27 protein-coding genes and 1 pseudogene are annotated in these 23,793 nt (G+C 65.2%); 16 read left to right on the forward strand and 12 right to left on the reverse strand.

What is annotated here, in order from left to right; all coding sequences use genetic code 11:
* Positions 1 to 19: 19 nt before the first annotated feature.
* From AC1DIX_RS19015 to AC1DIX_RS19060, 10 genes and pseudogenes are all read left to right on the forward strand, one after another.
* Positions 20 to 1,501: an FAD-linked oxidase C-terminal domain-containing protein gene (locus tag AC1DIX_RS19015; protein ID WP_477326495.1), complete on the forward strand. Its 1,482-nt coding sequence runs from the start codon at positions 20 to 22 to the stop codon at positions 1,499 to 1,501.
* Positions 1,502 to 1,524: 23 nt separating this feature from the next.
* A complete protein-coding gene (gene glcE, locus AC1DIX_RS19020; protein ID WP_477326497.1) occupies positions 1,525 to 2,595 on the forward strand; it encodes a glycolate oxidase subunit GlcE in 1,071 nt (356 codons plus the stop codon).
* Positions 2,596 to 2,601: 6 nt separating this feature from the next.
* On the forward strand, positions 2,602 to 3,843 hold the full coding sequence (glcF, locus tag AC1DIX_RS19025; RefSeq protein ID WP_477326499.1) for a glycolate oxidase subunit GlcF: 1,242 nt from the start codon (positions 2,602 to 2,604) through the stop codon (positions 3,841 to 3,843).
* A complete protein-coding gene (locus tag AC1DIX_RS19030) occupies positions 3,840 to 4,487 on the forward strand; it encodes an NMCC_0638 family (lipo)protein (RefSeq protein WP_477326501.1) in 648 nt (215 codons plus the stop codon). The genes glcF and AC1DIX_RS19030 overlap by 4 nt, the downstream gene beginning before the upstream one ends.
* Before the next feature lie 38 nt (positions 4,488 to 4,525).
* Positions 4,526 to 4,840 (forward strand): hypothetical protein, encoded by a 315-nt coding sequence (locus tag AC1DIX_RS19035; RefSeq protein ID WP_477326503.1) that lies wholly within the window; start codon positions 4,526 to 4,528, stop codon positions 4,838 to 4,840.
* Between the two features lie 25 nt (positions 4,841 to 4,865).
* Positions 4,866 to 5,552, forward strand: a complete 687-nt coding sequence (locus AC1DIX_RS19040) for a pentapeptide repeat-containing protein (protein ID WP_477326505.1) — start codon at positions 4,866 to 4,868, stop codon at positions 5,550 to 5,552.
* Positions 5,553 to 5,603: 51 nt separating this feature from the next.
* Positions 5,604 to 7,670 (forward strand): glycoside hydrolase family 97 protein, encoded by a 2,067-nt coding sequence (locus tag AC1DIX_RS19045; RefSeq protein ID WP_477326507.1) that lies wholly within the window; start codon positions 5,604 to 5,606, stop codon positions 7,668 to 7,670.
* A gap of 2 nt (positions 7,671 to 7,672) precedes the next feature.
* Positions 7,673 to 8,116, forward strand: coding sequence for a T6SS immunity protein Tdi1 domain-containing protein (locus AC1DIX_RS19050; protein WP_477326509.1), 444 nt, complete (start codon positions 7,673 to 7,675; stop codon positions 8,114 to 8,116).
* Positions 8,117 to 8,162: 46 nt separating this feature from the next.
* Positions 8,163 to 8,291: pseudogene (locus AC1DIX_RS19055) on the forward strand (phosphotyrosine protein phosphatase); the annotation flags it as partial.
* Positions 8,292 to 8,364: 73 nt separating this feature from the next.
* On the forward strand, positions 8,365 to 9,060 hold the full coding sequence (locus tag AC1DIX_RS19060) for a lysozyme inhibitor LprI family protein (RefSeq protein ID WP_477326511.1): 696 nt from the start codon (positions 8,365 to 8,367) through the stop codon (positions 9,058 to 9,060).
* A gap of 18 nt (positions 9,061 to 9,078) precedes the next feature.
* Here the strand turns inward: AC1DIX_RS19060 and AC1DIX_RS19065 are convergent, their stop codons facing one another.
* The 4 genes from AC1DIX_RS19065 to AC1DIX_RS19080 form a co-directional block, all read right to left on the reverse strand.
* Positions 9,079 to 9,561, reverse strand: coding sequence for a glutathione peroxidase (locus AC1DIX_RS19065; protein WP_477326513.1), 483 nt, complete (start codon positions 9,559 to 9,561; stop codon positions 9,079 to 9,081).
* A gap of 35 nt (positions 9,562 to 9,596) precedes the next feature.
* On the reverse strand, positions 9,597 to 11,411 hold the full coding sequence (locus tag AC1DIX_RS19070) for an L-lactate permease (RefSeq protein ID WP_477326515.1): 1,815 nt from the start codon (positions 11,409 to 11,411) through the stop codon (positions 9,597 to 9,599).
* 104 nt (positions 11,412 to 11,515) lie between these two features.
* Positions 11,516 to 12,652 (reverse strand): PilT/PilU family type 4a pilus ATPase, encoded by a 1,137-nt coding sequence (locus AC1DIX_RS19075; protein ID WP_477253973.1) that lies wholly within the window; start codon positions 12,650 to 12,652, stop codon positions 11,516 to 11,518.
* Positions 12,653 to 12,661: 9 nt separating this feature from the next.
* Complete coding sequence (locus AC1DIX_RS19080) at positions 12,662 to 13,705, reverse strand: type IV pilus twitching motility protein PilT (RefSeq protein WP_442124218.1); 1,044 nt, start codon at positions 13,703 to 13,705, stop codon at positions 12,662 to 12,664.
* Positions 13,706 to 13,868: 163 nt separating this feature from the next.
* On the opposite strand from AC1DIX_RS19080, the gene AC1DIX_RS19085 reads away from it, so the two are divergent.
* The 4 genes from AC1DIX_RS19085 (at position 13,869) to AC1DIX_RS19100 (ending at position 16,388) form a co-directional block, all read left to right on the forward strand.
* On the forward strand, positions 13,869 to 14,570 hold the full coding sequence (locus tag AC1DIX_RS19085) for a YggS family pyridoxal phosphate-dependent enzyme (protein WP_477326517.1): 702 nt from the start codon (positions 13,869 to 13,871) through the stop codon (positions 14,568 to 14,570).
* A 16-nt stretch (positions 14,571 to 14,586) separates the two neighbouring features.
* Complete coding sequence (gene proC, locus AC1DIX_RS19090) at positions 14,587 to 15,402, forward strand: pyrroline-5-carboxylate reductase (protein ID WP_477326519.1); 816 nt, start codon at positions 14,587 to 14,589, stop codon at positions 15,400 to 15,402.
* A 72-nt stretch (positions 15,403 to 15,474) separates the two neighbouring features.
* Positions 15,475 to 15,669: a DUF1059 domain-containing protein gene (locus AC1DIX_RS19095; RefSeq protein WP_477326521.1), complete on the forward strand. Its 195-nt coding sequence runs from the start codon at positions 15,475 to 15,477 to the stop codon at positions 15,667 to 15,669.
* Positions 15,670 to 15,779: 110 nt separating this feature from the next.
* Positions 15,780 to 16,388, forward strand: coding sequence for a hypothetical protein (locus AC1DIX_RS19100; protein ID WP_477326523.1), 609 nt, complete (start codon positions 15,780 to 15,782; stop codon positions 16,386 to 16,388).
* A 12-nt stretch (positions 16,389 to 16,400) separates the two neighbouring features.
* Here AC1DIX_RS19100 and AC1DIX_RS19105 read toward each other — a convergent pair whose 3' ends face one another.
* The 7 genes from AC1DIX_RS19105 to ubiA all read right to left on the reverse strand — a co-directional run bounded on the left by AC1DIX_RS19105 (position 16,401) and on the right by ubiA (position 20,816).
* Entirely contained in the window at positions 16,401 to 17,561 is a 1,161-nt protein-coding gene (locus AC1DIX_RS19105) for a GGDEF domain-containing protein (protein WP_477326525.1), read from the reverse strand.
* Between the two features lie 169 nt (positions 17,562 to 17,730).
* Positions 17,731 to 18,273: a cytochrome b gene (locus AC1DIX_RS19110; RefSeq protein WP_442124224.1), complete on the reverse strand. Its 543-nt coding sequence runs from the start codon at positions 18,271 to 18,273 to the stop codon at positions 17,731 to 17,733.
* Positions 18,270 to 18,785: a DUF4142 domain-containing protein gene (locus AC1DIX_RS19115; RefSeq protein WP_477326527.1), complete on the reverse strand. Its 516-nt coding sequence runs from the start codon at positions 18,783 to 18,785 to the stop codon at positions 18,270 to 18,272. Before AC1DIX_RS19115 ends, AC1DIX_RS19110 begins: the two co-directional genes overlap by 4 nt.
* 126 nt (positions 18,786 to 18,911) lie before the next feature.
* Positions 18,912 to 19,202 carry a hypothetical protein gene (locus tag AC1DIX_RS19120; RefSeq protein ID WP_477326529.1) on the reverse strand — a complete coding sequence of 97 codons (291 nt, stop codon included), beginning with the start codon at positions 19,200 to 19,202 and terminating at the stop codon, positions 18,912 to 18,914.
* Positions 19,195 to 19,587, reverse strand: coding sequence for a phage holin family protein (locus tag AC1DIX_RS19125; RefSeq protein WP_477326531.1), 393 nt, complete (start codon positions 19,585 to 19,587; stop codon positions 19,195 to 19,197). Before AC1DIX_RS19125 ends, AC1DIX_RS19120 begins: the two co-directional genes overlap by 8 nt.
* A gap of 13 nt (positions 19,588 to 19,600) precedes the next feature.
* Positions 19,601 to 19,921: an ElaB/YgaM/YqjD family protein gene (locus AC1DIX_RS19130; RefSeq protein WP_442124228.1), complete on the reverse strand. Its 321-nt coding sequence runs from the start codon at positions 19,919 to 19,921 to the stop codon at positions 19,601 to 19,603.
* Positions 19,922 to 19,961: 40 nt separating this feature from the next.
* The gene (gene ubiA / locus AC1DIX_RS19135; protein WP_442124229.1) at positions 19,962 to 20,816 is read right to left on the reverse strand and encodes a 4-hydroxybenzoate octaprenyltransferase; all 855 of its coding nucleotides are present in this window, start codon (positions 20,814 to 20,816) and stop codon (positions 19,962 to 19,964) included.
* Between the two features lie 134 nt (positions 20,817 to 20,950).
* Between ubiA and AC1DIX_RS19140 the strand changes: the two genes are divergently transcribed.
* Entirely contained in the window at positions 20,951 to 21,523 is a 573-nt protein-coding gene (locus AC1DIX_RS19140; protein ID WP_477326533.1) for a hypothetical protein, read from the forward strand.
* Here AC1DIX_RS19140 and AC1DIX_RS19145 read toward each other — a convergent pair.
* A complete protein-coding gene (locus tag AC1DIX_RS19145) occupies positions 21,501 to 22,448 on the reverse strand; it encodes a hydrogen peroxide-inducible genes activator (protein ID WP_477326535.1) in 948 nt (315 codons plus the stop codon). The genes AC1DIX_RS19140 and AC1DIX_RS19145 overlap by 23 nt on opposite strands.
* A 120-nt stretch (positions 22,449 to 22,568) precedes the next feature.
* Here AC1DIX_RS19145 and AC1DIX_RS19150 point away from each other — a divergent pair, with 120 nt between their 5' ends.
* Complete coding sequence (locus AC1DIX_RS19150) at positions 22,569 to 23,750, forward strand: PilT/PilU family type 4a pilus ATPase (protein ID WP_442124232.1); 1,182 nt, start codon at positions 22,569 to 22,571, stop codon at positions 23,748 to 23,750.
* The last annotated feature ends 43 nt before the right edge of the window (positions 23,751 to 23,793 follow it).

Raw genomic sequence — 23,793 nt, forward strand, 5'->3', positions numbered from 1 at the left:
TAGTGCTTACAATCGGCTTATGATTCCCGCCATTCCAGTCGACCCCGAGCGCCGCCGCCAGGTGGCCAGCGCCCTGCGCGCCGTGCTCCCCGATCGTTGCGTCCTGCACGACCCCGAAGATACCCGGCCGTACGAATGCGACGGCCTGGCGGCCTATCGCCAGCTGCCGATGATCGTGACGCTTCCAGACAACGAGGAGCAGGTGCTGGCCATCCTGAAGGTCTGCCGCGAGCTGAAGGTGCCGATCGTGCCGCGCGGCGCCGGCACCGGCCTCTCCGGCGGCGCCCAGCCGCTGGCCGACGGCGTGGTGATCTCGACCGCGCGCCTGAACCGCATCCTGCGCGTCGAACCCTATGCGCGCACCGCCGTGGTCCAGCCCGGCGTGCGCAACCTGGCGATCTCGGAAGCGGCGGCGCCCTTCGGCCTCTACTATGCGCCGGACCCGTCCTCGCAGATCGCCTGCACCATCGGCGGCAACGTCGCCGAGAATTCCGGCGGCGTTCACTGCCTGAAATACGGCCTCACGGTGCACAATGTGTTGCGCGTGCGCGTCTGTACGATGGAAGGCGATGTCATCGAACTGGGCGGCGAAGGCCTCGATTCGCCGGGCCTGGACCTGCTGGCCGTCTTCATCGGCTCGGAGGGCATGCTCGGCATCGTCACCGAAGTGACCGTCAAGCTGGTGCCGAAGCCGGCGCTGGCCCAGGTCATCATGGCTTCCTTCGACGACGTGGTAACGGGCGGCAACGCGGTGGCCAGCGTGATCGCGGCCGGCATCATCCCGGCCGGCCTGGAGATGATGGACCGCACCTCCTCGCGCATGGTCGAGCCCTTCGTGAAGGCCGGCTACGACCTCGAGGCGGCCGCGATCCTGCTGTGCGAGGCGGACGGCACCGGGCTCGAAGTGGCCGAGGAAATCGAACGCATGACGGAAGTGCTGCAGCAGGCCGGCGCCAGCGCCATCGCGGTGTCGCAGAACGAGGCCGAGCGCCTGCGCTTCTGGTCCGGCCGCAAGAATGCCTTCCCGGCCGCCGGCCGCATCTCGGCCGACTATTACTGCATGGACGGCACCATCCCGCGCAAGCATCTGGCCCACGTGCTGAGCCGGATCGAAGCGATGCAGGACACCTACGGCCTGCGCTGCGCGAACGTGTTCCACGCCGGCGACGGCAATATGCACCCCCTGATCATGTTCGACGCCAACAAGCCGGGCGAGCTGCAGCGCGCGGAAGACTTCGGCGCCGCCATCCTGGCCCTGTGCGTGGAGGTCGGCGGCACTATCACCGGCGAGCACGGCGTCGGCGTCGAGAAGATCGATTCGATGTGCGTGCAGTTCGGCGCGAACGAGCTGGAAGCCTTCTTCACGGTCAAGCGCGCCTTCGACCCGGCCATGCTGCTGAATCCGAACAAGGCGGTGCCGACCCTCCAGCGCTGCGCCGAAATGGGCAAGATGCGGGTCAGCGGCGGCGTGCTGCCGTTCGCGGACCTGCCGCGTTTTTGAAAGTGACGCTTTTGAAACTGACTATGCAGCAGACTCTTGAACGATTCCAGGACCAGGTACGGACCGCGGCCGCAGGCAAGAGCGCGCTGCGTATCCGCGGCGGCGGCAGCAAGGACTGGTACGGACAGCGCCTCGAAGGCGAGATCCTCGACACGCGCGCCTATGCCGGCATCGTCGATTACGAGCCGACCGAACTGGTGATCACGGCGCGCTGCGGCACGCCCCTGGCCGACATCGAAGCCGTGCTGGCCGAACGCAAGCAGATGCTGGCCTTCGAGCCGCCGCACTTTGGCGAAGGCGCGACCCTGGGCGGCACCATCGCCGCCGGCCTCTCGGGCCCGCGGCGCGCCAGCAGCGGCGCGCTGCGCGACTTCGTGCTCGGCGCGAAGCTGCTGGACGGGAAGGGCGACGTCCTGAGCTTCGGCGGCCAGGTGATGAAGAACGTGGCCGGCTACGACGTCTCGCGCCTGCTGGCGGGCTCGCTGGGCACCCTCGGCCTGCTGCTGGAAGTGTCGGTCAAGGTGCTGCCGCTGTCCTATCGCGAAGCCACGCTGCGCTTCGAGATGAACGAGGTCGACGCCATCCGCAAGCTGAACGAATGGGGCGGCCAGCCGCTGCCGATCTCGGCCAGCTGCTGGATTGACGGCGTGCTGGCGCTGCGCCTGTCCGGCGCCCGGGCCGCGGTCGATGCCGCCATCCGCTCGCTGGGCACCGCACACGGCGGCCACATCATGCCGGACTGCGAGGCCTTCTGGGCCAGCCTGCGCGAGCAGCGCCATGCCTTCTTCGACGGCGATGCGCCGCTTTGGCGGCTGTCGGTACCGTCCACCTATGGCGCCATCGTGCTGGGAGGTCCGCAGCTGATCGAATGGGGCGGGGCGCAGCGCTGGCTGCGCGCGGACGGCGATGCCGCGACAAGCGAGCGCATCCGCGCCACGGTGAAGGCCTGCGGCGGTCACGCGACCCTGTTCCGCGGCGGCGATAAAAGCGTCGGCGTGTTCCAGCCGCTGGCGCCGGCCGTGGCGAAGATCCATGAACGCCTGAAAGCCGGATTCGATCCGTCGAACATCTTCAACCCCGGCCGGATGTATTAAAGAACCATGCAAACGAACCTCGCCGATTTCATCAAGGGCACGCGCGAAGGAGAGGAGGCGGAAGCCATCCTGCGCGCCTGCGTGCATTGCGGCTTCTGCACCGCCACCTGCCCGACCTACCAGCTGTTGGGCGACGAGCTCGATRGCCCGCGCGGCCGCATCTAYCTGATCAAGCAGGTGCTGGAAGGCGAACAGCCGACCCGCAAGACGCAGCTGCACCTGGACCGCTGCCTCACCTGCCGCAACTGCGAGAGCACCTGCCCGTCCGGCGTGAAGTACGGGCGCCTGGTCGACATCGGCCGCAAGGTGGTCGAGGAGCGCGTCGCCCGTCCGCTGGGCGACCGCGTGAAACGCACCATGCTGAAGGAATTCCTGCCGCGCGCAAGACTGTTCAAGCCGGCCTTCAAGGCGGGCCAGGCGGCGCGTCCGCTGCTGCCGCACGGCCTGCGCGACAAGCTGCAGCCGGCGCGCAGCGCGGGCGTCTGGCCGCGGCGCGAGCATGCGCGCAAGATGCTGGCGCTGGCGGGCTGCGTGCAGCCGGCGATGGCGCCCGATATCAACGCCGCCACCGCGCGCGTTCTCGATGCGCTGGGCGTGCAGCTGATCGAAGCCCCCAAGGCGGGCTGCTGCGGCGCGGTGCGCTACCACATGAACGACCAGGACGGCGGCCTGCAGGACATGCGCCGCAACATCGACGCCTGGTGGCCCTACGTCGACGGCGGCAAGGTCGAGGCCATCGTGATGACGGCCTCCGGCTGCGGCGTCACCGTCAAGGAATACGGCCACCTGCTGGCCCAGGATCCGCAGTATGCCGGGAAGGCGGCGCGCATCAGCGCGATGACGAAGGACCTGTCCGAAGTCATGCAGGATTTCGAAGGCGAGATCGGCGCCCGCCTGGCCGGCAGCATCAATGAACGCATCGCCTTCCACCCGCCCTGCACCCTGCAGCAYGGCCAGCAGATCCGCGGCAAGGTCGAGGGCGTGCTGCGCGCCGCCGGCGTCGACGTGGTGCTGTGCGCGGACAGCCACCTGTGCTGCGGTTCGGCCGGCACCTATTCGGTGCTGCATCCGGAGATCGCGCATGCGCTGCGCGACCGCAAGGTCGCCAACCTGGAAGCCACCGGGGCAAAGGAAATCGTGTCCGCGAACATCGGCTGCATCACCCACCTGCAGTCGGGAACGCAGACGCCGGTCACGCACTGGATCGAACTGGTCGACCGCGCCCTGGCCGGGGCGCCGGGCCGATGAGGATCTTCGCAGCTTTGCTGCTGGTCTTGCCGATGGCGGCCCTGGCGGGGGAAGGGCAGGCGCACAAGCCTGCTGCCCATCACGCCGCCAAGCCGGCGCCCAAGCCCGCCAAGAAGAAGGCCGCCGGCGCCGACGAAGGCGCCGACGGCTTCCTGAACCTCTACGTCGAGCTGTGCGTGCGCCATTTCGGCGACCTCGACGAGTTCCGTGCCCGCCTGCTGCGCGACAAGGTGCCGAAGCTGCCGACGGAAGACGCCAAGCCGTTCCTGGCCGGGATGGACGGCGACGCCTGGCCGGTGCCGTACAAGGGCAAGCTGGGGAATTACGTGCTGGCCCTGCCGGCCGGGAAGAACCTGTGCCTGCTGCACGCGCACCGTGCGAACGCCGCCGCGATCGAGAAGGGCTTCCTCGACATCGTCGCCGATGCGCCCAAGCCGATGGTGGCGAAGCGCGGCCCCAGCCGGGACGAACTGAGCGCGGACAAGATCAAGATGCGCACCGTGTCGTCGACCTGGGCGCCGCCGGGCGCGCGCCGCAAGATGGAATTCATGCTCACCACCACGGCATCGCCCAAGGCCGAGCTGCAGGCGCTGGGTTCGGTGGCGATGATTGCCGACGGTCCGACGCGAAACGCGAGGCCGTGATAGGATCGGCGCCCCGAATTATGCAAGGCGGAGGTGCCATGAGTTTCGTGTTCCGGTTGATCTCGCAGGACGAGGATGCGGCGCCCTCGGTCGCGTTCCAGGACTCGATCGGCCCCGGCTACGTCGCGTTGTGGGAAGAAATCGGCGTCTACGATGCGCTCTACAACAGCGACGGCCGCGAGGCCCGCGACGTCTCGCGCGCGATCGCCTACGGCATCGACCAGTTGAACGACGACGAATCGCTGGGCCGCATGCTGCCGGCCACGGCGCGRCAGGGGGAGGCGATCCGCTTCCTCGAGAACGTGCACCGCGGCTGCACCATCCACGCCTCGGCGCTGGTCGAGACCCGCTAGAGCGCCGCTTCAAACATCATCAAGCATGTCGAAACAAACCATTACCATCAGCGGCGAAACCATCGGCCGCGACCGCATCGAAGAACTGCTCGCACAGGAAGCGCTGCTGGTATTCGAAGAATGCGATTTCCAGCAGGCCGACCTGTCGCGCCTGAACCTGCAGGACTGCGGCTTTGCCAACTGCGCCGTGGCCGAGACCTCCTTCTTTGCTGCCAACCTGGCGCGCACGCGCTGGCGGCGCTGCCGCGGCGGCCATGCCGATTTCGAGGCCGCCGACCTGGTCGACGCGCGCTTCGAAGCCTGCGACCTGAACAACACCAGCTGGCGCCGCGCCAAGCTGGCCTCCTGCAGTTACCGCGGCTGCAAGCTGACCGGCGCCAGCTTCGAGGAAGTCGGCCAGCTCGGCCTGTCCTTCGAGGATAGTCTGCTGATCGGCGCCGACCTGCGCCGCATGTCCTTCCGCAAGGCCAGGCTCACGGGCCTGGATTTTGCCGACGCCGACCTGTCCGGTTGCGACTTCCGCGAAGCCGTGTTCGAAGGCGGCAGCCTGCGCGATGCCCACATCAAGGACACGCGCTTCGACCATGCGGATTTGCGCGAGGCCGACCTCGGCGGGCTGAAGCTCTCGAACGCCAAGCAGTTCGCCGGCGCCACCATCTCGCCGCGCCAGGCGGCCGAACTGGTAAGGGCGATGGGCCTGAACGTCGCCTGAATCCGAACTCGGCTGTAGTAAAATTACATCTCTTTTGTGGAGGTGTCAGCGATGCGCGTTCGTCCCCGTTTCAAGCCGGATTTCCGTTTGTTCGCCACGGCCCTGGCGGCCGCCCTCAGCCTGGCCGGCCAGTCCGCCTGGGCGCAGGCCGTGGTGGCCAGCGCGGCTTCGCCGGGCGACGTGCTCAGCGTCGACGTCCGGATCGACGGCATGGGCAAGCTGGGTTACGACATCAAGCGCCGCGGCAAGGAGATCATCGGCCCGTCGCGCCTGGGCTTCAACCTGGCCAATGCACCGAAGCTGGAGGGCGGCTTCAGCCTGCGCGCAAAGCAGGTCAGCGAGCATGACGACACCTGGGAGCAGCCCTGGGGCGAGCGCCGCTTCGTGCGCAACCACTACCGTGAGCTGCGCGTCGAGGTCGAGCAGAAGAACCGTGCCAAGCGCGCGCTGGCGATCGTATTCCGCATCTACGACGACGGCGTCGGCTTCCGCTACGAATTCCCGGACCAGCCGCAGCTGCGCGACACCGAGATCCTCGACGAGCTGACCGAATTCGCGGTCGCCCAGCCGGCTACCGCCTGGTGGATCCCGGCCGGCGAGCTGCCGGGCCTCGAAGAACAGATCCAGAAGGCGCCGCTGGCGGAAATCGGCACCGCCAACACCCCGCTGACCATGCGCCTGGCGGACGGCACCCACCTCGCCCTGCACGAGGCGGCGCTGGTCGATTACGCCTCGATGTGGGTGCGCAAGGTCGAAGGACAGAAGCTGCGCGCCCAGCTGGCGCCGTCGAGCACCGGCCCGGCGGTGGTCCGGCATGGCGCCTTCACGACCCCGTGGCGCACGCTGCGCATCGCCGACGACGCGGCCGGCCTCTACATGTCCGACCTCGAGCTGAACCTGAACGAACCGAATAAACTGGGCGACGTGTCCTGGGTACACCCGTCGAAGTTCGTCGGCGTCTGGTGGAGCATGCACCTGCAGCACACGACCTGGAACGCGGGACCGAAGCATGGCGCCAACACGGCCAACGTCAAGAAATACATCGACTTCGCCGCACAGAACGGCTTCCGCGGCGTGCTGGTCGAAGGCTGGAACCGCGGCTGGGAAAGCGACTGGGGACACGGCGGCGCCGACTTCAGCTTCACCGAGTCCTATCCCGACTTCGACCTGCCCGCGCTGGCCGCCTATGCGAAGCAGAAGGGCGTGCGCCTGATCGGCCACCACGAGACCGGCGGCAACCTGCCGGCCTACGAAAAGCAGATGGACGCGGCGTACCGGCTGTATGCGAAGCTGGGCGTGGACAGCGTGAAGTCCGGCTATGTGCACGAAGCCGGCAGCATGCAGTTCCAGGGCCCGGACGGCAAGATCCACTTCGGCCATTACGATTCGCAGGAAGGCGTGCGCCACTTCCAGAAAGCGGTGCTTGATGCCGCGCGCTACAGGATCGCCGTCGACACCCACGAACCGGTGAAGGACACCGGCCTGCGCCGCACCTGGCCGAACTGGATCTCGCGCGAAGGCGCACGCGGCGTCGAATACAACGCCTGGGGCAATCCGCCGAACGCGGTCGACCACGAGGCCAAGCTGGTCTTCACCCGCATGCTGAGCGGTCCGATGGACTACACGCCGGGCATCCTCAGCCTGCTGGGCGCGGACGGCAAGGTGTTCAACTCGACCCAGGCCAAGCAGCTCGCCAACTTCGTCGTCATCTATTCGCCGATCGTGATGGCGGCCGACCTGCCGGAGAACTACGCCAGATATCCGGCCGCCTTCAAGTTCATCCGCGACGTGCCGACCGACTGGGCCGAGACCAAAGTGATCAACGGTGCGGTCGGCGAATACGCCAGCATCGCGCGCAAGGACCGCAAATCGGACGACTGGTACGTCGGCGCCGTCACCGACGGCCAGGCGCGCACGCTGTCCTTCCCGTTGTCCTTCCTCGACCCGGGCAAGCAGTATGTGGCCGAAATCTATCGCGACGGCGATGCGGCCGATTACCGCAACGAGCATCGTTTCGACCYGGTGACCGAGACGAAAACGGTGACGGCGAAGGACACCCTGCAGCTGAAACTGGCGCCGGGTGGCGGGCAGGCGATCCGCTTGACGCCGAAGTTGTGAACGTGATCGAGGCGATCCGGGACGGCTGGGCCTGGACCGGCATCGATCCGGAGGAGGTCGTGCTCGACAACGACTTCGGCAGCCTGATCGTGCGCGACACGCAGGGACGCTATTGGCGCATCTGTCTGGAGGACTGCTATTGCCGGATCGTCGCGGCGGACCGCTCGGAACTCGAACGCGTGTGCGTCGACCAGGCGTTCCTGCGCGACTGGCACATGTCGGCCCTGGTGGACCAGGCCTGCCTGAAGGTGGGCGCGCTGCCCCTGGGACGCACCTACTGCCTCAGGATTCCCGGTGTGCTGGGAGGCGAATATGGCGGTGACAACCTGGCGACCGCGCCGCTCGAGGACGTCATCCGCTTTGCCGGCGACGTCGCGCGGCAAATCGACACGCTGCCGGATGGCGCGACGATCAGGCTGAAGTCATCGACTGAGCGTGACACGTGACGATTCGATAGTTTTGCGCGCAGCCTTCCGTGCCATCATCAGGCCCATGCACCGCGCACTCTTCATCTGCACCCAGAACCGCCTGCGCAGCCCGACCGCCGAGCATGTGTTCTCGATCTGGCCCGAGGTCGAAACGGATTCGGCCGGCCTGGGCGCGGATGCCGACGTGCCGCTGTCCCTGACGACTACGAATACATGCAGCCGGAGCTGGTCCGGTTGCTGGAGACGAAAGTAAGGCGCTTCCTCAAATGACAACGACGTTCTGGATCAAGCTTGCGATGCTGCTCAGCGCTGGCATCGGCGCGAACGCGCTCTGCGCATCGATCGACTGCAGGGCGCCGAGGCTGGGCAACGTGGAAAAGGCAATCTGTGGCAGCCCGGAACTCATGTCATCGGACCGCGGCATTGCCGAGGTTTTCCTTCGACGCCTGGCGCAATGTCCGGCACCGCAACGCACCCTGTTGCGGCAGACCCAGAAGTTCTGGCTGCGCGACCGCAATGCCTGCGCCAATGCGCTGTCCGATGGGGAGGGCGCAATGACGCGTTGTGTGATCGAGAGAATGGCCGAGCGCGCGGCACAGCTCGACCGTATTGGCGAAGCCTGCGATCTGGCGTCGGTCGCCGGACAGTATCGCTACGTCGACTCCGATTATCTGGCCAGGTTCGCTTCGCGTTACGTGGGCAGGGAAGTGTCGGTATGGGGCGGCATCGCGCTGTCGAGTTGCGACTCCAGCTCCTCCAGCCTTACCGCGAAAATCAGTTCGATATCAGGCCGGAGCGCAGGAAGGAGCGACGGTTTCCCGGTCCGCTTCAAGGCGATGCCGGCCGGGAAGCGTGAATGGCTGTGCGGGCAGAATCCGGCCTCGCACTGGCAGGGGACGGTGCGCCAAGATGCCGGCGGGTTTTATCTGTACCTGACGGATATCCTGGGCGACCCCTTGTAAGCATATGCCGGGCGCGGCTCACCGCTCCAGCAGCTTCTCGATCTCCCCCGCAATCTCCTCCGGCTTGGTCTGCGGCGCATAGCGCTTGGCCACCTTGCCGTCGCGCCCGATCAGGAACTTGGTGAAGTTCCACTTGATGCCTTCGGTGCCCAGCACGCCCGGCGCTTCGCCCTTCAGGTGCTTGAACAAAGGATGCGCATTGTCGCCGTTGACGTCGACCTTGGCGAACATCGGGAAGCTCACGCCATAGTTCTTTTCGCAGAAGGCGCCGATCTCTTCTTCCGAACCCGGTTCCTGCGAACCGAACTGGTTGCAGGGAAAGCCCAGCACTTCCAGGCCGCGGCCGTGCAGTTCGCGGTACACGGTCTCGAGTCCCTGGTACTGCGGGGTGAAGCCGCATTTGCTGGCGGTGTTGACGATCAGGAGGACCTTGCCGCGGTACTGGGCGAGGTCGACCGGCTTGCCGTCGAGTGAGGTGGCCTGGAAATCGAAGACATTCACGAAGGACTCCTGTAGTCAGTGTTGATCAGAGGATATTACCTGACCAGCGCAGTGAACGGATAAACATAGGCCTGCAGTGTCACCAGCACGCCGACCAGGCAGGCCAGTGCGATCGAGTGGAAGAACACGTAGCGCAGGATCTCGCCCTCGTGACCGTACCACTTGGTTGCCGTGGAAGCCACCACGATGGACTGGGCATCGATCATCTTGCCCATCACACCCCCTGAGGAATTGGCCGCCGCCATCAGGACCGGGTTCAGGCCGAGCTGGGTTGCCGAAGTCTTCTGCAGGCCGCCGAACAGCACGTTGGAGGCGGTGTCCGAACCGGTCAGCGCGACGCCCAGCCAGCCGAGCAGGGTGCCGAAGAAGGGATACAGCACGCCGGTGTTGGCGAAGGCCAGACCGAGGGTCGAGTCGAGGCCGCAATAGCGGGTGGTATAGCCGAGCGCCAGCATGGCGGCGATGGTCAGCAGCGAGAAGCGCATCAGCTTGAGCGTGGCCCAGTAGACGGCGAACAGTTCGCGCACCCTGTAGCCCATCACCAGGCCGGAAATGATGGCGGCGGCCAGGATGCCGGAGCCGGTGGCGGACAGCCAGTTGAGCGTGTACACGGCGGCCTCCGCAGTCGGCTTGCTGGCCACCGGCGGCATCTTCTGCACCACCTTGTGCAGCGCCGGCCACTCGTACTTGAAGACCGAGATACCGTCGAGCAGCTTCTTCCACTCGGGTATGCCCCACAGGAACACCAGCACCGACAGGATCAACCAGGGCAGCCAGGCCCTCAGCACGGCCGAGCGTGGATGGTTGTGGACCAGCGGCGCGCGACCCGTTGCACCGCCGCCGCCGGTGCCGTTCGTATCGGAATCGGGATCGGCGCCGGCATAGGCGCCGCCGCCTGCACCTGCCCCTGTACCGGCGTAGGCTCCCATGCCTGCACCGGCGCCAGCTCCAGCTCCAGCACCGGTACCAGCGCCTTCATAGGCTTGGGTAGCGGTTTCCGTACTGGACTTGAGTTTGCCTGCGGCGTCATGCCAGAGCGTCGCCGGCTTCCACACTTTCAGGAATAGCGTCAAGCACAGCATCGACATGAGCGAACCGCCGACGTCGACCAGCCACGGGCCGTGAAAGTTCGAGATCAGGTATTGCGGGACGGCAAAGGTCACGCCCGCCACCAGGGCCGCCGGCCAGATCGCGGCCATGCCGGCAAAGCCGCAGAAAGCCCAGATCAGCCAGAACGGCACCAGCACCGAAAAGAAGGGCAGTTGCCGGCCGACCATGCCCGACAGTTGCAGGAGATCGAGGCCGGTGACGCCGGCCAGCGCGATCAGCGGAGAGCCGAGCGCGCCGAAAGCCACCGGCGCCGTGTTGGCGATCAGGGACAGGCCGGAGGCGGCCAGCGGCGCAAAGCCCAGGCCGATCAGCATGGCGCCGGTCACGGCCACCGGCGTGCCGAAGCCGCCGGCGCCCTCGAAGAAGGCGCCGAAGGAAAACGCCACCAGCAGCAATTGCAGGCGGCGGTCGGTGGTGATACCGGTAATCGATTCCTGCAGAATCTTGAAGTAGCCCTTACGCTCGGTGAGCTGGTACAGGAAGATCACGTTCAGGATGATCCAGCCGATCGGCAGCAGGCCGTTGGCGGCGCCATACAGGGCGGCCGATATCGCCGTCGGCGGCGGCATTGCATACGCGAAAATTGCCACCAGCAGTGCGCTGGCGAGGCCAAGCAGGGCGGCGATATGCGCCTTGATGTGGAAGAACGCGAGCGCCGCGAGCATCACGGCGACGGGGATGGCTGCCGCCAAGGTCGACAGGACGGCGTTGCCCAAGGGGTCATACACCTGATGCCACATGATCGTCTCCCGGGATGATCGATTGGCCTACGTGTATGACATTATGGAACGCGCTGGCGCGTTTTCATAGATACATTCTTTGTGCGCGTCGCCAGCCGGCCACTTCAGACGATGCCGAGATGCTCCGTCCCCGCCGACAAATCGCGGTTCTTCGCGTGTTTGCTGTTGAGCTTGATGTTCAGGCGCAGGTCGTTGACGGAGTCCGCGTTGCGCAGCGCATCCTCGTAGCTGATCTTGTCCGCCTCGTAGAGATCGAACAGGGCCTGGTCGAAGGTCTGCATGCCGAGTTCCCGCGACTTCTTCATGATCTCCTTGATCTCGTGGACTTCGCCCTTGAAGATCAGGTCGGAGATGAGCGGCGAGTTCAGCATGATTTCGATCGCGACCACGCGGCCCTTGGCTTCCTTCTTCGGGATCAGGCGCTGCGAGATCAGGCCCTTCAGGTTCAGCGACAAATCCATCAATAATTGCTGGCGGCGCTCTTCCGGGAAGAAGTTGATGATGCGGTCCAGCGCCTGGTTGGCGCTATTGGCGTGCAGGGTGGCCAGGCAGAGGTGGCCGGTTTCGGCGAAGGCGATCGCGTGTTCCATCGTTTCGCGGTCGCGGATCTCGCCGATCTGGATCACGTCCGGCGCCTGGCGCAGCGAGTTCTTCAGCGCGGCCTCGAAGCTGTCGGTGTCGACGCCCACTTCGCGCTGGGTGATCACGCAGTTGCGGTGCGGGTGGACGAATTCGACCGGGTCTTCGATGGTGATGATGTGGCCGTAGCTGTTCTCGTTGCGGTAGCCGACCATCGCCGCCATCGTCGTCGACTTGCCGGAACCGGTGGCGCCGACCATGATCACCAGGCCGCGCTTGGCCATGATCACGTCCTTCAGCACCCCCGGCAGTTCGAGGTCCTCGAATTTTGGAATCGTCGTCGTGATCACGCGCAGCACCATGCCCACGCAGCCCATCTGCATGAAGGCGGAAACGCGGAAGCGCCCCAGGTCGCCGGGGCTGATCGCGAAGTTCGCTTCTTTCGACAGTTCGAAGCCGGCGGCCTGCTTGTCGTTCATGATGGCGCGCGCCAGGTCGGCCGTGTGGCTGCCGTTCAGGGCCTGGTTCGAGACCGGCGTCATCCTGCCGTCGATCTTGATCGCGGGCGGGAAGCCGGCCGTGATGAAGAGGTCGGAGCCGCCCTTGCCGACCATCAGGCGCAGCAGGTCGAACATGAATTTGGAGGCCTGGTCGCGTTCCATGTCTGTTCCTTAGCCCGGGAAGTTTTCCGGGATCTTGGCCGCGGCGCGGGCGGCGGCGGACGAGATCACGTTGCGGCGCACCAGGTCGGTCAGGTTCTGGTCGAGGGTCTGCATGCCGACGTTGGAGCCGGTCTGGATCGCCGAATACATCTGCGCGATCTTGGCTTCGCGGATCAGGTTGCGGATCGCCGGGGTGCCGATCATGATCTCGTGCGCGGCCACGCGGCCGGCACCGTCCTTGGTCTTGAGGAGGGTCTGCGAGATCACGGCCTGCAGCGATTCCGACAGCATCGCGCGCACCATCTCCTTTTCTTCGGCCGGGAAGACGTCGACGATACGGTCGATGGTCTTGGCCGCCGACGAGGTGTGCAGGGTGCCGAACACCAGGTGGCCGGTTTCGGCGGCCGACAGCGCCAGACGGATGGTCTCGAGGTCGCGCAGCTCGCCGACCAGGATCGCGTCCGGGTCTTCGCGCAGCGCCGAGCGCAGCGCGTTGTTGAAGGACAGCGTGTGCGGGCCGACTTCGCGCTGGTTGATCAGGCACTTCTTGGAATCGTGGACGAACTCGATCGGGTCCTCGATGGTGAGGATGTGGCCGTACTCGTTCTCGTTCAGGTGGTTGACCATCGCCGCCAGCGTGGTCGATTTGCCGGAGCCGGTCGGGCCGGTCACCAGCACCAGGCCGCGCGGTTTCAGGGCCAGCTCGGCGAAGATCCGCGGCGCGTTCAGTTCTTCCAGGCTCAGGATCTTGGACGGAATCGTACGCATCACGGCCGCCGCGCCGCGTTCCTGGTTGTAGGCGTTGACGCGGAAGCGCGCCAGGCCGGGAATCGCGAACGAGAAATCGCACTCCAGCATCTCTTCGTACTGCTTGCGCTGGCCGTCGTTCATGATGTCATAGATCATGCCGTGCACGTCCTTGTGCTCCAGCGGCGGCAGGTTGATGCGGCGGACGTCGCCGTGCACGCGGATCATCGGCGGCAGGCCGGCCGACAGGTGCAGGTCCGAGGCCTTGTTCTTGACCGAGAAGGCGAGGAGTTCAGAGATGTCCATTTAGATATAATCCTTGTGCTGCATCGTCGTCGTCCCCGCGAAGGCGGGGATCCAAGTTCTGTTTGCGTCGACGATACTCATGCAAACCTGGGTTCCCGCCTTCGCGGGAACGACGTTATGCCGCTTTGCTTAGACCGAAAAATATTTCCTGTAGAAAACCATTATGTCCACAATCGCCGGGAACTTGCAAGCTGTCGAAGCGACAATCGAGACCGCCTGCCGGGCCGCAAACAGGCCGCGTTCGACGGTCCAGCTGCTGGCCGTATCCAAGACCTTCCCTGCGGAAGCCGTGCTCGAAGCGGCCGCCTGCGGCCAGCGCGCTTTCGGCGAGAACTACCTGCAGGAAGGCATCGACAAGATCGCGGCTGTCGCAAAAGCGCTACCGGATACGTCGCTGGAATGGCATTTCATCGGTCCGATCCAGTCGAACAAGACGCGCCCGATCGCCGCCAATTTCTCCTGGGTGCACACGGTCGAACGCCTGAAGATCGCCCAGCGCCTGTCCGAGCAGCGCCCTCCCGAACTTGGGCCGTTGAACATCTGCCTGCAGGTGAACATCAGCGGCGAAGCCAGCAAGAGCGGTGTGGCGCCGGAAGAACTGCCGGCACTGGCGCAGGCAGTCGCCGCGTTGCCGAACCTGCGCCTGCGCGGCCTGATGGCGATTCCCGAACCTCAGGAAGACCCGGCGCTGCAGCGGGAACCCTTTGCGCGCCTGCGCGAGCTGGCCCAGGCCATCGTCAAGTCCGGCATCCGGCTGGACACCCTGTCGATGGGCATGTCCGGCGACATGCGCGCGGCGGTGATGGAAGGCGCGACTATCGTGCGCGTGGGCAGTGCCATCTTCGGCGCACGCCATTACGAGTAAGTTTCCAAGGAATCGTATGAAGATCAGTTTCATCGGCGGCGGCAATATGGCCACCGCCCTCATCGCCGGCCTGGCCGGCAAGGTGGCGCAGGCCTCGGATATCCACGTGGTCGACCCCAGCCCGGAAGCGCTGGACAGGCTGCGCGCCCAGTACGGCGTGACGACCGCGCCCGAGATCGCCGCCGAAGTCGCAGCGAGCGAGGTGATCGTGCTGGCCGTGAAGCCGCAGCAGATGCGCGACGTGGCGCTGCGCCTGCAGTCGCAACTGGATGCGCGCCCGCTGGTGCTGTCGATCGCGGCCGGCATCCGCGGCACGGATCTGTCGCGCTGGCTGGGCGGCTATGGCGCCATCGTGCGCACCATGCCGAACACGCCGGCCCTGATCGGCCAGGGCATCACCGGGATGGTGGCGATGGCCGGCGTCAGCGAGGCGCAAAAGGCGGCCGCCGACAGCATCCTGCGTGCGGTCGGCAAGACCGTGTGGCTGGAGTCGGAAGAGCTGATCGATCCGGTGACGGCGGTGTCGGGCAGCGGTCCGGCCTATGTCTTCTTCTTCCTCGAGGCGATGCAGCAGGCGGCCGTCGAGATGGGACTGTCCGCCGAGCAGGGCCGGGAGCTGGCGATGGCAACCTTTAGCGGGGCAGCCCAGCTGGCGGCGCAGTCCAGCGAGCCGGCCGACGTGCTGCGCCAGCGCGTCACCTCGAAGGGCGGCACGACTTACGCGGCCATCACCAGCATGGAAGCGTCCGGCGTGAAGCAGGCCATCGTCGATGCCATGAAGGCGGCGGCGGCGCGCGGGCGCGAGCTGGGCGAGGAGCTGGGCAGGGGATAAGCGGCTTCTCCGCTTGATGTCCGTGCAGGGCGGCCTATACTTCGCTTGAATACCTCAAGCCAGGAGAGCGCCATGACGCGTAAATATATCGATTGTCGTGAGTTTCCGAGCGAAATGAATTGCAGCATCACGATCGCGTCCGACCGTGAAGATGAGCTCCTCGAAGCCGCTGCCCAGCATGCGGTTGCCGTGCACAAGCATGCGGATACGCCCGAATTGCGCACGCAGCTGAAAAAGATCATGCACGAGGGCAGGCCGCCCGATTAATCCGGGCTAGCACCGGCCATCGCACGAAATCGCCCGTTCGTCGTACCGCCCGGGGGTGGGGATACTGGCGTGCTAATGTTCAGTATCTACTAAGCAACCGGGCTATTTTCATGCGCGTCCCTTCTTTCCTGGTCCTGCTGGTCCTCGCCGGCAGCGTCCACGCCAACGATTCAATCAATGTGGGGCATAAGACCGATTCGGATGAAGCGAAGCCGATGGCATGGCGTTTCAGCCTGCTGGAAAAGGCCCGGAGCGTGTTCGAAAAGCGCGCGGCCGAACAGGCGCCGGGCGCCACGATGAGCTTCCGCCTGCCGAAAGTGGATGCCGCGCAGGGCGGCAACCAGGTCGAGATCGTCGGCGCGGATCACCGCCTTCCCTTGCCGATGGCGTCCAACACCACCTTCTCGCTGACACGCGGCACCCTGGCCGAGGACGACGGCGCCATGGTGGTCGTGAACCGCAATTTCCCGAAAGGCGAATTCAACCACCCGCTGGTGCAGGTGCGCTCGCCCGGACTGCCGGACGGCGTCCAGCGCATGGGCGACCTGCGCCTGGCCTGCGCGGCGCCGAAGGGCGCTTACGATAGCGTGACGATCGAGGACGGCGGGCGCCGCCTGGTGCAGTCGGCGAAGGACAAGCATCCGGCAAAACTGGGCGACAAGGCCTGGTCCRACAACGCCCGCATCAGCTACACGCTGGACGGCCACCTGGTCCAGTAAAAGCGGCCGGCTTCATATGCCGTCGACTTGTACCGGCATGTGCATGTGGGAGCGCACCTGGTTGCGCCCCCCGTTCTTGGCTAGGTAGACGGCAGCATCCGCCGCGGCAAACAGTTCACAGATGTTCTGTCCTGGCTCCATTGTTGCTACGCCAATCGACACCGTTGCCTGCACTCTCGGCTTGGTCAACAGGGGAGCATGTGCAATACCTCTACAGATACGTTCTCCGATTTCCAGCGCTGCGGCCAAGGGCGTGTCCGGCAGAACGACGACGAACTCCTCGCCGCCAAAGCGCGCACAGAAATCGTCCGAACGCAGGAATTCGCGTAGCCTCTGCGCGAAAGCACGCAGGACATCGTCGCCAACCATGTGGCCGAATTCATCGTTGATATTCTTGAAGAAGTCGATGTCGAGCATCAGGATGGAAAAAGCTATGCCGGAGGCAGCGCGCCGCTCGAGCTGGCGCTTGAGTTCTTCATCGAGTGCCCGGCGGTTTCCTTGCCCTGTCAGCGCGTCGGTCGCCGCGTCGAGTTCGACCTTGTGGAGCGCCGTGCGCAGTTGCGACGCCAGCGAGGCATTAGCGTGCTGCAAGCGAATTCCTTCGATCAAGCGTTGTGAGATCGCGCGCGTGTAGTAGGCGGTGAGGGCGATGAAAACGCTCAGGCCGGCAACGTAATCGAGCGCACCTTGGCTGCTGGTAAGCAGCAATAACCCGAATACCGCCATGCTCCACAGGATGCCGATCTGTCCGAAATAGGCCACCACATAGGTGCCATACACCTGTGCATTGATCGACGTGACGCCGCACAACAGCGCCATCAGCGTAGCGTCGAGCGTGGGGTCATACCCGATCAAGAACCAGGTAAGCAGACCCCAGCCAAAGCCGTCCAGCCCGGCGATCCAGCGAAGCCGGTTGCCATGCCGCGCCAGACTGGAGCCGACGACGATCATATGCTGCAAGACCGCCAGACTGCCAGCCCATACCGCGGCAGCACACCCCAGCCACAAGGCGATGGAATGGATGGGAACGCGGCCCCAGCAGAACCATACGGCGAGCAGCCATCCGACTGGCGTGGTGGTGAGTGCGCGACGAAGCGCAATCGCACATTCCGAAAAGCCGGTTTCGCGAGCGAGAGCCAGGTCCGACTTGCTGATTGACTGATGGGTGTTCACGACATGCCTTGGCGCTGGGTTAGAAGACACGCTTGTTGCGACCGTCCGCCGGTGGACGGGTCGCCGGTCTGTCCAGCATAACAGGTTGCCTGATTGAAAAAATCACAAACTATCACGTCGGGATGGAATCGACCCGATCGCGGACCTTGCGCGATGCGCCGGCTAACCCTTATTCGACCGGCAACATGCGCCGCAAGGTAGCATCGTGGCGGACGACATGGTGATAGAGCGCTGCCGCGGCATGCATGGCTACCAGGGCCAGCAAAACCCACATGGCGGTGGCATGCACGTCACCCGCAGTGAGCGCCCAGCGTGCTTTCGGTGCGGCAATCGACGGTAGCGTGATCAATCCGAACAGGCTTACCGTCAGGCGATGCGCAGAAGCCGATGCCCAGCCGAGCAAGGGACCGGTCAGCAGGATCAGATAAAACAGCCGATGTATCAACAGGGCGACCACACGTTCCCACGCTGGCGCCTGTGAGGCTTCCAGCGGCACCGGGTACATCAGACGGTGGACCAGGCGCGCCGCCATCACGACAAGTATCAGCACACCGATCGAAAAATGCAGGCCGATCCAGGTATCGGGCTGCGTGTGCGGGCCGATATCCGGCATCGCCAGCGCCGTCACGAACTGGATCGTGACCAGCAGGACGATCGTCCAGTGCAGGGCTTTCGCCGTCGGGGTATAGACTGCGGCGCCATGGCTTGTCATTTTCCGCCCAGTGTGCGGTGGAGCTCGTCGATGCTTTCCTTGTGCCTGGACACGGTATCGTAGGAGGCAGTCGCGAATTTCTTCAGGTCGGGGTCCGACGTCGCCTTCATTTCCTTGCCCTGGTCTTCGACGTCTTCCTTGTGATCCTTGGCCTCGTATTTCACGTATTCCTTGTCGAAATCCTTGCCGCTCAGCTTGCCTAGCTTGTCGAATTCCTTCTTCTGGCCATGATCCATGTCGTCGTGCAAGGTCACCTTCTTCTGGCTGGCCAGTTGCTTCAGCTTCGCCAGCTCCTTGCCGTGGTCGTCGATCATGCGCTTGCCAAACTGCTTGACGCGCTCATCGGCGGCATTCTTCTGGGCCATTTCACCCAGCGCAACTTCGGAGATCAATCCATGCGCGGTCTTGATCATGTATTTCTCATCCTTGTGGCTCAGGTCGGCAGCGACGGCAACATGGGCAAGAGACAGCGCCGCAGCGGCTGCGGCCAGGCGAACGACGACGTTGGACATGTTTTCCTCGCAGGAGTGTTCGGTAGTCAAACACTAACACGACAGGTATTTCGACGAGTTCCGATTGAAACTAGACACAACACCAAATGTAGTTTCTGCGATTCACTGTGGGCTTGCGTACGGTGTTTACCGGCGCAGCCGCGCCACCATCGCCAGCGCGCCCTGGGCCAGGCGCCAGGCCGAGGTGCCGGATGCGGCCAGCGCCAGCAGGCGCTTGCGGCGCAGCAGCGCCATGCCCAGCCCGGCGCCGAGGGCGCCCAGCACCAGTTTCTTGTGGCCGGCCACATAGCCGGCAAGCGGATGGTCGAGCACATTCGACGGCCGCAGCGACTGTAGTTCGTAGGCCAGGCCGGTACGCTGCTCGGCGCAGCGTTCGACGAGTTCCGCGCGGCGCGCGGCGAGGGAGGGTTTATTCATTGGCGGCCTCCGCGTGCGCGTGGGCCGTGTGGCGCACGTACTCGACGTCCTTGCGCAGTTCGGCCAGCGTGGCCGCGAACAGGGGCGTCTGGGCGTTCAGCCTGGCGCGTACGTTTGACACGATCAGGAAGGCAGCGGCGCCAAGCAGGACGGCCATGCCGGCCACCGCCTGCAGGCGGTAGGAGTCCCAGAACAGCAGGATCACGAACAGCGCCACCAGCATGAAGCTGCCGGCCGCCAGGAACACCGCCAGCAGCGCCCACGCGAGGTAGCCGAGCAGGCGGCGCGCGTCTTCCTGGAATTCGACGGCGGCCAGCTCCAGCCGCGTGCCGACCATGGCCACCAGGGTCGCGGTTATACGGCTTGCCGCCGCCAGGATCGCCACGGGGTCAGTCCGATTACTTACGGGCGATCAGCATGCCGATCACGACGCCGACGGCGCCGGCGATGCCGACCGACTTCCAGGGGTTTTCCTGGACGTACTCGTCGGTGGCCTTGGCGGCGACCTTGGTCTTCTCGACCACGACTTCTTCGAGGCGGATGATGTCGTCCTTGGCCTTGACGAGGGTGCGTTCGAACTTGGCCTTGGCCGCCTTCAGCTCTTCGCCGGTCAGCGAGCCGCTGTGGCGCAGCCAGGCTTCGGCGTCATGGATGACGGTCTTCAGGTCGGACAGCAGCTGGTCGCGTGCGCCGGTCTGGGTCGGGATTTTTTCCATCATGGTGAACCTCGTCGAAAGTGGGTGTGTATTAGTGTCAATATTAACCTAAAGCATAATCCAGCGCGACGCCGGCGAACAGTGCGGCGCCCAGCCAGTTGTTGTGGCGGAAGGCGGCGAAGCAGCGCATGCGGTCGCGTCCGCGGATCAGGGTGTAGTGATACAGCGCCATCGCGGCCGCCACCAGCACGCCGCCCACGAACCACCAGCGCAGGCCAAGCATCCAGCCGCACACCAGGTCGATGCCCAGCGCCGCCGCATAGCACAGCATGACGGCGACTACATCGTATTTGCCGAAGGTGATCGCGGAGGTGCGGATGCCGATCCTGAGGTCGTCGTCGCGGTCGACCATGGCGTACTCGGTGTCGTAGGCCACGGCCCAGAACACGTTCGCCACCAGCAGCCACCAGGCCACCGCCGGCACGCTGTCCTGCACGGCGGCGAAGGCCATCGGGATGCCGAAGCCGAAGGCGATGCCCAGGTAGGCCTGGGGAATGGCGAAGAAGCGCTTGAAGTAGGGGTAGCTGCCGGCCACGATCACGGCGATCACCGAGAGCTGCTTGGTGAGCGTATTCAGCGGCAGGATCAGCAGGAAGGACAGGATCGCCAGCACCAGCGCGACCATCAGCGCTTCCCAGCCCTTGATGCGGCCGCTGGTCAGCGGGCGGTCGACGGTGCGCTTGACGTGGCGGTCGAAGTCGCGGTCGGCGTAATCGTTGATCGCGCAGCCGCTGGAGCGCATCAGGGCCGTGCCGAGCACGAAGATGACGACCACCATCGGGTCGGGCCGCCCGCCGGATGCCATCCACAAGGCCCACAGGGTCGGCCACAGGAGCAGCAGGATGCCGATCGGCTTGTCTGCACGGATCAGGCGGAAGTAGAGCGCCAGCTTGTTCATCGCGGATTCTGAATTGAAAATTTGCAAGATCAGGATTTTAGCCTGTTCATGGCGCACGATCGACTATGCACAAGGTATGACGGGCTCGAGCGGGCTACGATGCCGGCTTTCGACAATAAAAAAGGGGGGACGAGATGCAGCTCGCAAGTATCGTGGTGGCGGCAGGAATCGGGCTCGGCTGTTGTGCGCTGGCCGATGCGGCTGCCAGGGCGGGCGCCGGCGCGGGACCGGGGGATGCGGATCGCGGCGCGGCCGACTGGACCGAGGCGCAGTCGCTGCGCGAGCTGCCGGCCGGCATCCAGGCCCTGCTGGGCGTGGGCCTGGGCGAGGAGGGCGGGATCGCCGACCGCGGCGACCGCTTCAATGCCGGCGACGTGCCGGGGGGCGGCCTGCCCCAGCGCCGCTTCGCGCTCGGCGCCGTGAATGGCGACATCGTCGTGGTGGCCGTCGAACAGGGCGGACACGGCTATCAGGTGCAGACGATGGAATTCCGGCTGACCGGCGTGACCTGGGAGCCGGTGCGCTGCACCGTGGGCGCCGCCGCGCCGCGCCGCAGCACGGAACTGCTGGAAAACATCCTGGCGCGCCAGCCGGCCGCGCCGGGCGCCTGCCAGCTGCCCGGCTTTCATCCCGAGCCGGCGGCCGCCGCTGCCGTCATTGCGGTGCCGGCCGTTCAGCCGCGTCTCAGGCCGCGTCCTGGAACGTGACCATCTCCACGCCCGGCAAGCCGCATTCGGCAACGGCATTGACCACGGCGTCGATCGCGGCGCGGCGCGTGAAGCTCTTGCGCCAGACGATCACCACGCGGCGCGACGGCGCCGGATCCTGGAAGGGTACGAAGGTCAGCATGCCGTTCGGGTCCTTCATGTCCGGCACCGAGGCGCGCGGCAGCACGGTCAGGCCGATGCCGCTGGCGACCATGTGGCGGATCGTCTCCAGCGACGAGCCTTCGAAGGTGCGCTGCATGCCGTTGCCGGTGCTGGGCGAGGAAAACTTGGCCATCTCCGGGCAGACTTCCAGCACCTGGTCGCGGAAGCAGTGGCCGGCGCCCAGCAGCAGCATGGTCTCGCTCTTGAGGTCTTCGGCGGAGATGTCCTTGCGCGTGGCCCAGGGGTGATTCTTCGGCATCGCGACCACGAAGGGTTCGTCGTAGAGCGGCTGCACCGCCATGCCGTGTTCCGGCAGCGGCAGGGCCATGATGGCGGCGTCGAGTTCGCCCTGGCGCAGCAGGTCGAGCAGCTTGACCGTGAAATTCTCCTGCAGCACCAGCGGCATCTGCGGCACCTTGTCGATCAGGTTCTTCACCAGCGGCGGCAGCAGGTAGGGGCCGATGGTATAGATCACGCCCAGGCGCAGCGGGCCCGACAGCGGATCCTTGTTCTGCTTGGCCAGTTCCTTGATGGCGGCGGTCTGTTCCAGTACGCGCTCGGCCTGGGCCACGATCTGGGCGCCCAGCGGCGTCACCGAGACTTCGGAGCCGCCGCGTTCGAACAGCGTCACGCCCAGTTCGTCCTCGAGCTTCTTGATGGCGACGGACAGGGTCGGCTGTGCAACGAAACAGGCCTCGGCGGCGTGGCCGAAATGCCTGGCGCGCGCGACGGCAACGATGTATTTGAGTTCGGTCAGGGTCATGAGCTTCAGGATTACAACGGTTGCCGCTTGTTAAGTAGGTGAACACTATTTTAGCGGGAAACCTGTCGATATAATGGGCCGCTCCGGGCGATGTTGCCCGCTGTTAATAAAAAGGCCACCATGTCCTCCACCTTCGGCCCGGCGGAAGCCCAGGCGTATATGCACAAGCTGCTGACCGTCATGCAGCAGCAGGGCGGATCCGATCTCTTCATCTCCGCCGACTTTCCTCCCAGCATGAAGCACCAGGGCGCCATGAAGCCGCTCAGCAGCCAGCGCCTGACCGGCGAGGTGACACGCGCCCTGGCCCTGTCGCTGATGAACGAGCGCCAGCGCGCCGAGTTCGAGGCCGAGATGGAGTGCAACTTCGCGATCTCGCTGCCGAACGTGTGCCGCTTCCGCGTCAACGTCTTCGTGCAGCAGCAGAGCGTGGGCATGGTGGTGCGCACGATCGCCTCCGAGATTCCGACCTTCGAAAAGCTCGACCTGCCGGATGTGCTGAAGGACGTCGTGATGACCAAGCGCGGCCTGGTGCTGGTCGTCGGCGGCACCGGCTCCGGCAAGTCGACCACGCTGGCGGCCATGATCGACTACCGCAACGCCAACTCGGCCGGCCACATCATCACGGTCGAGGACCCGGTCGAGTACGTCCACAAGAACAAGAACTGCCTGGTCACCCACCGCGAGGTCGGCGTCGACACCCACTCCTGGCACAACGCACTGAAGAACACGCTGCGCCAGGCGCCGGACGTGATCCTGATCGGCGAGATCCGCGACACCGAGACCATGGAACACGCGATCGCCTTCGCCGAAACCGGCCACCTCTGCCTCGGCACGCTGCACGCGAACAACGCCAACCAGACCATGGACCGGATCATCAACTTCTTCCCGGAAGAGAGAAGGCCGCAGCTGCTGATGGACCTGTCCGCGAACCTGCGCGCCATCGTCTCCCAGCGCCTGATCCGTACCGAGGACGGCAAGGGCCGCAAGGCGGCCATCGAGATCCTGCTGAACACCCCGACCATCAGCGAGATGATCCTGAAGGGGAACTTCCACGGCATCAAGGAAATCATGCACAAGTCGCGCGAACTGGGCATGTGCACCTTCGACCAGGCGCTGTACGAGCTCTACAACGCCGGCTACATCGGCTACGACGAAGCGATCCGCAACGCCGACTCGGCCAACGGCCTGCGCCTGCAGATCAAGCTCTCGGGCGAACGCCGCGCACCGGGCGGCGACGCCGGGGCCGCGAAGGCCGAGCTCTCGATGATGATCGAGGAAGAACCGGCAGAAGGCGCGAACTAAGATAAACTTGCGCATCGCTTAGTACCCGCCAACTCAAGACCGT

This window comes from Massilia sp. 05N420, assembly GCF_056397205.1.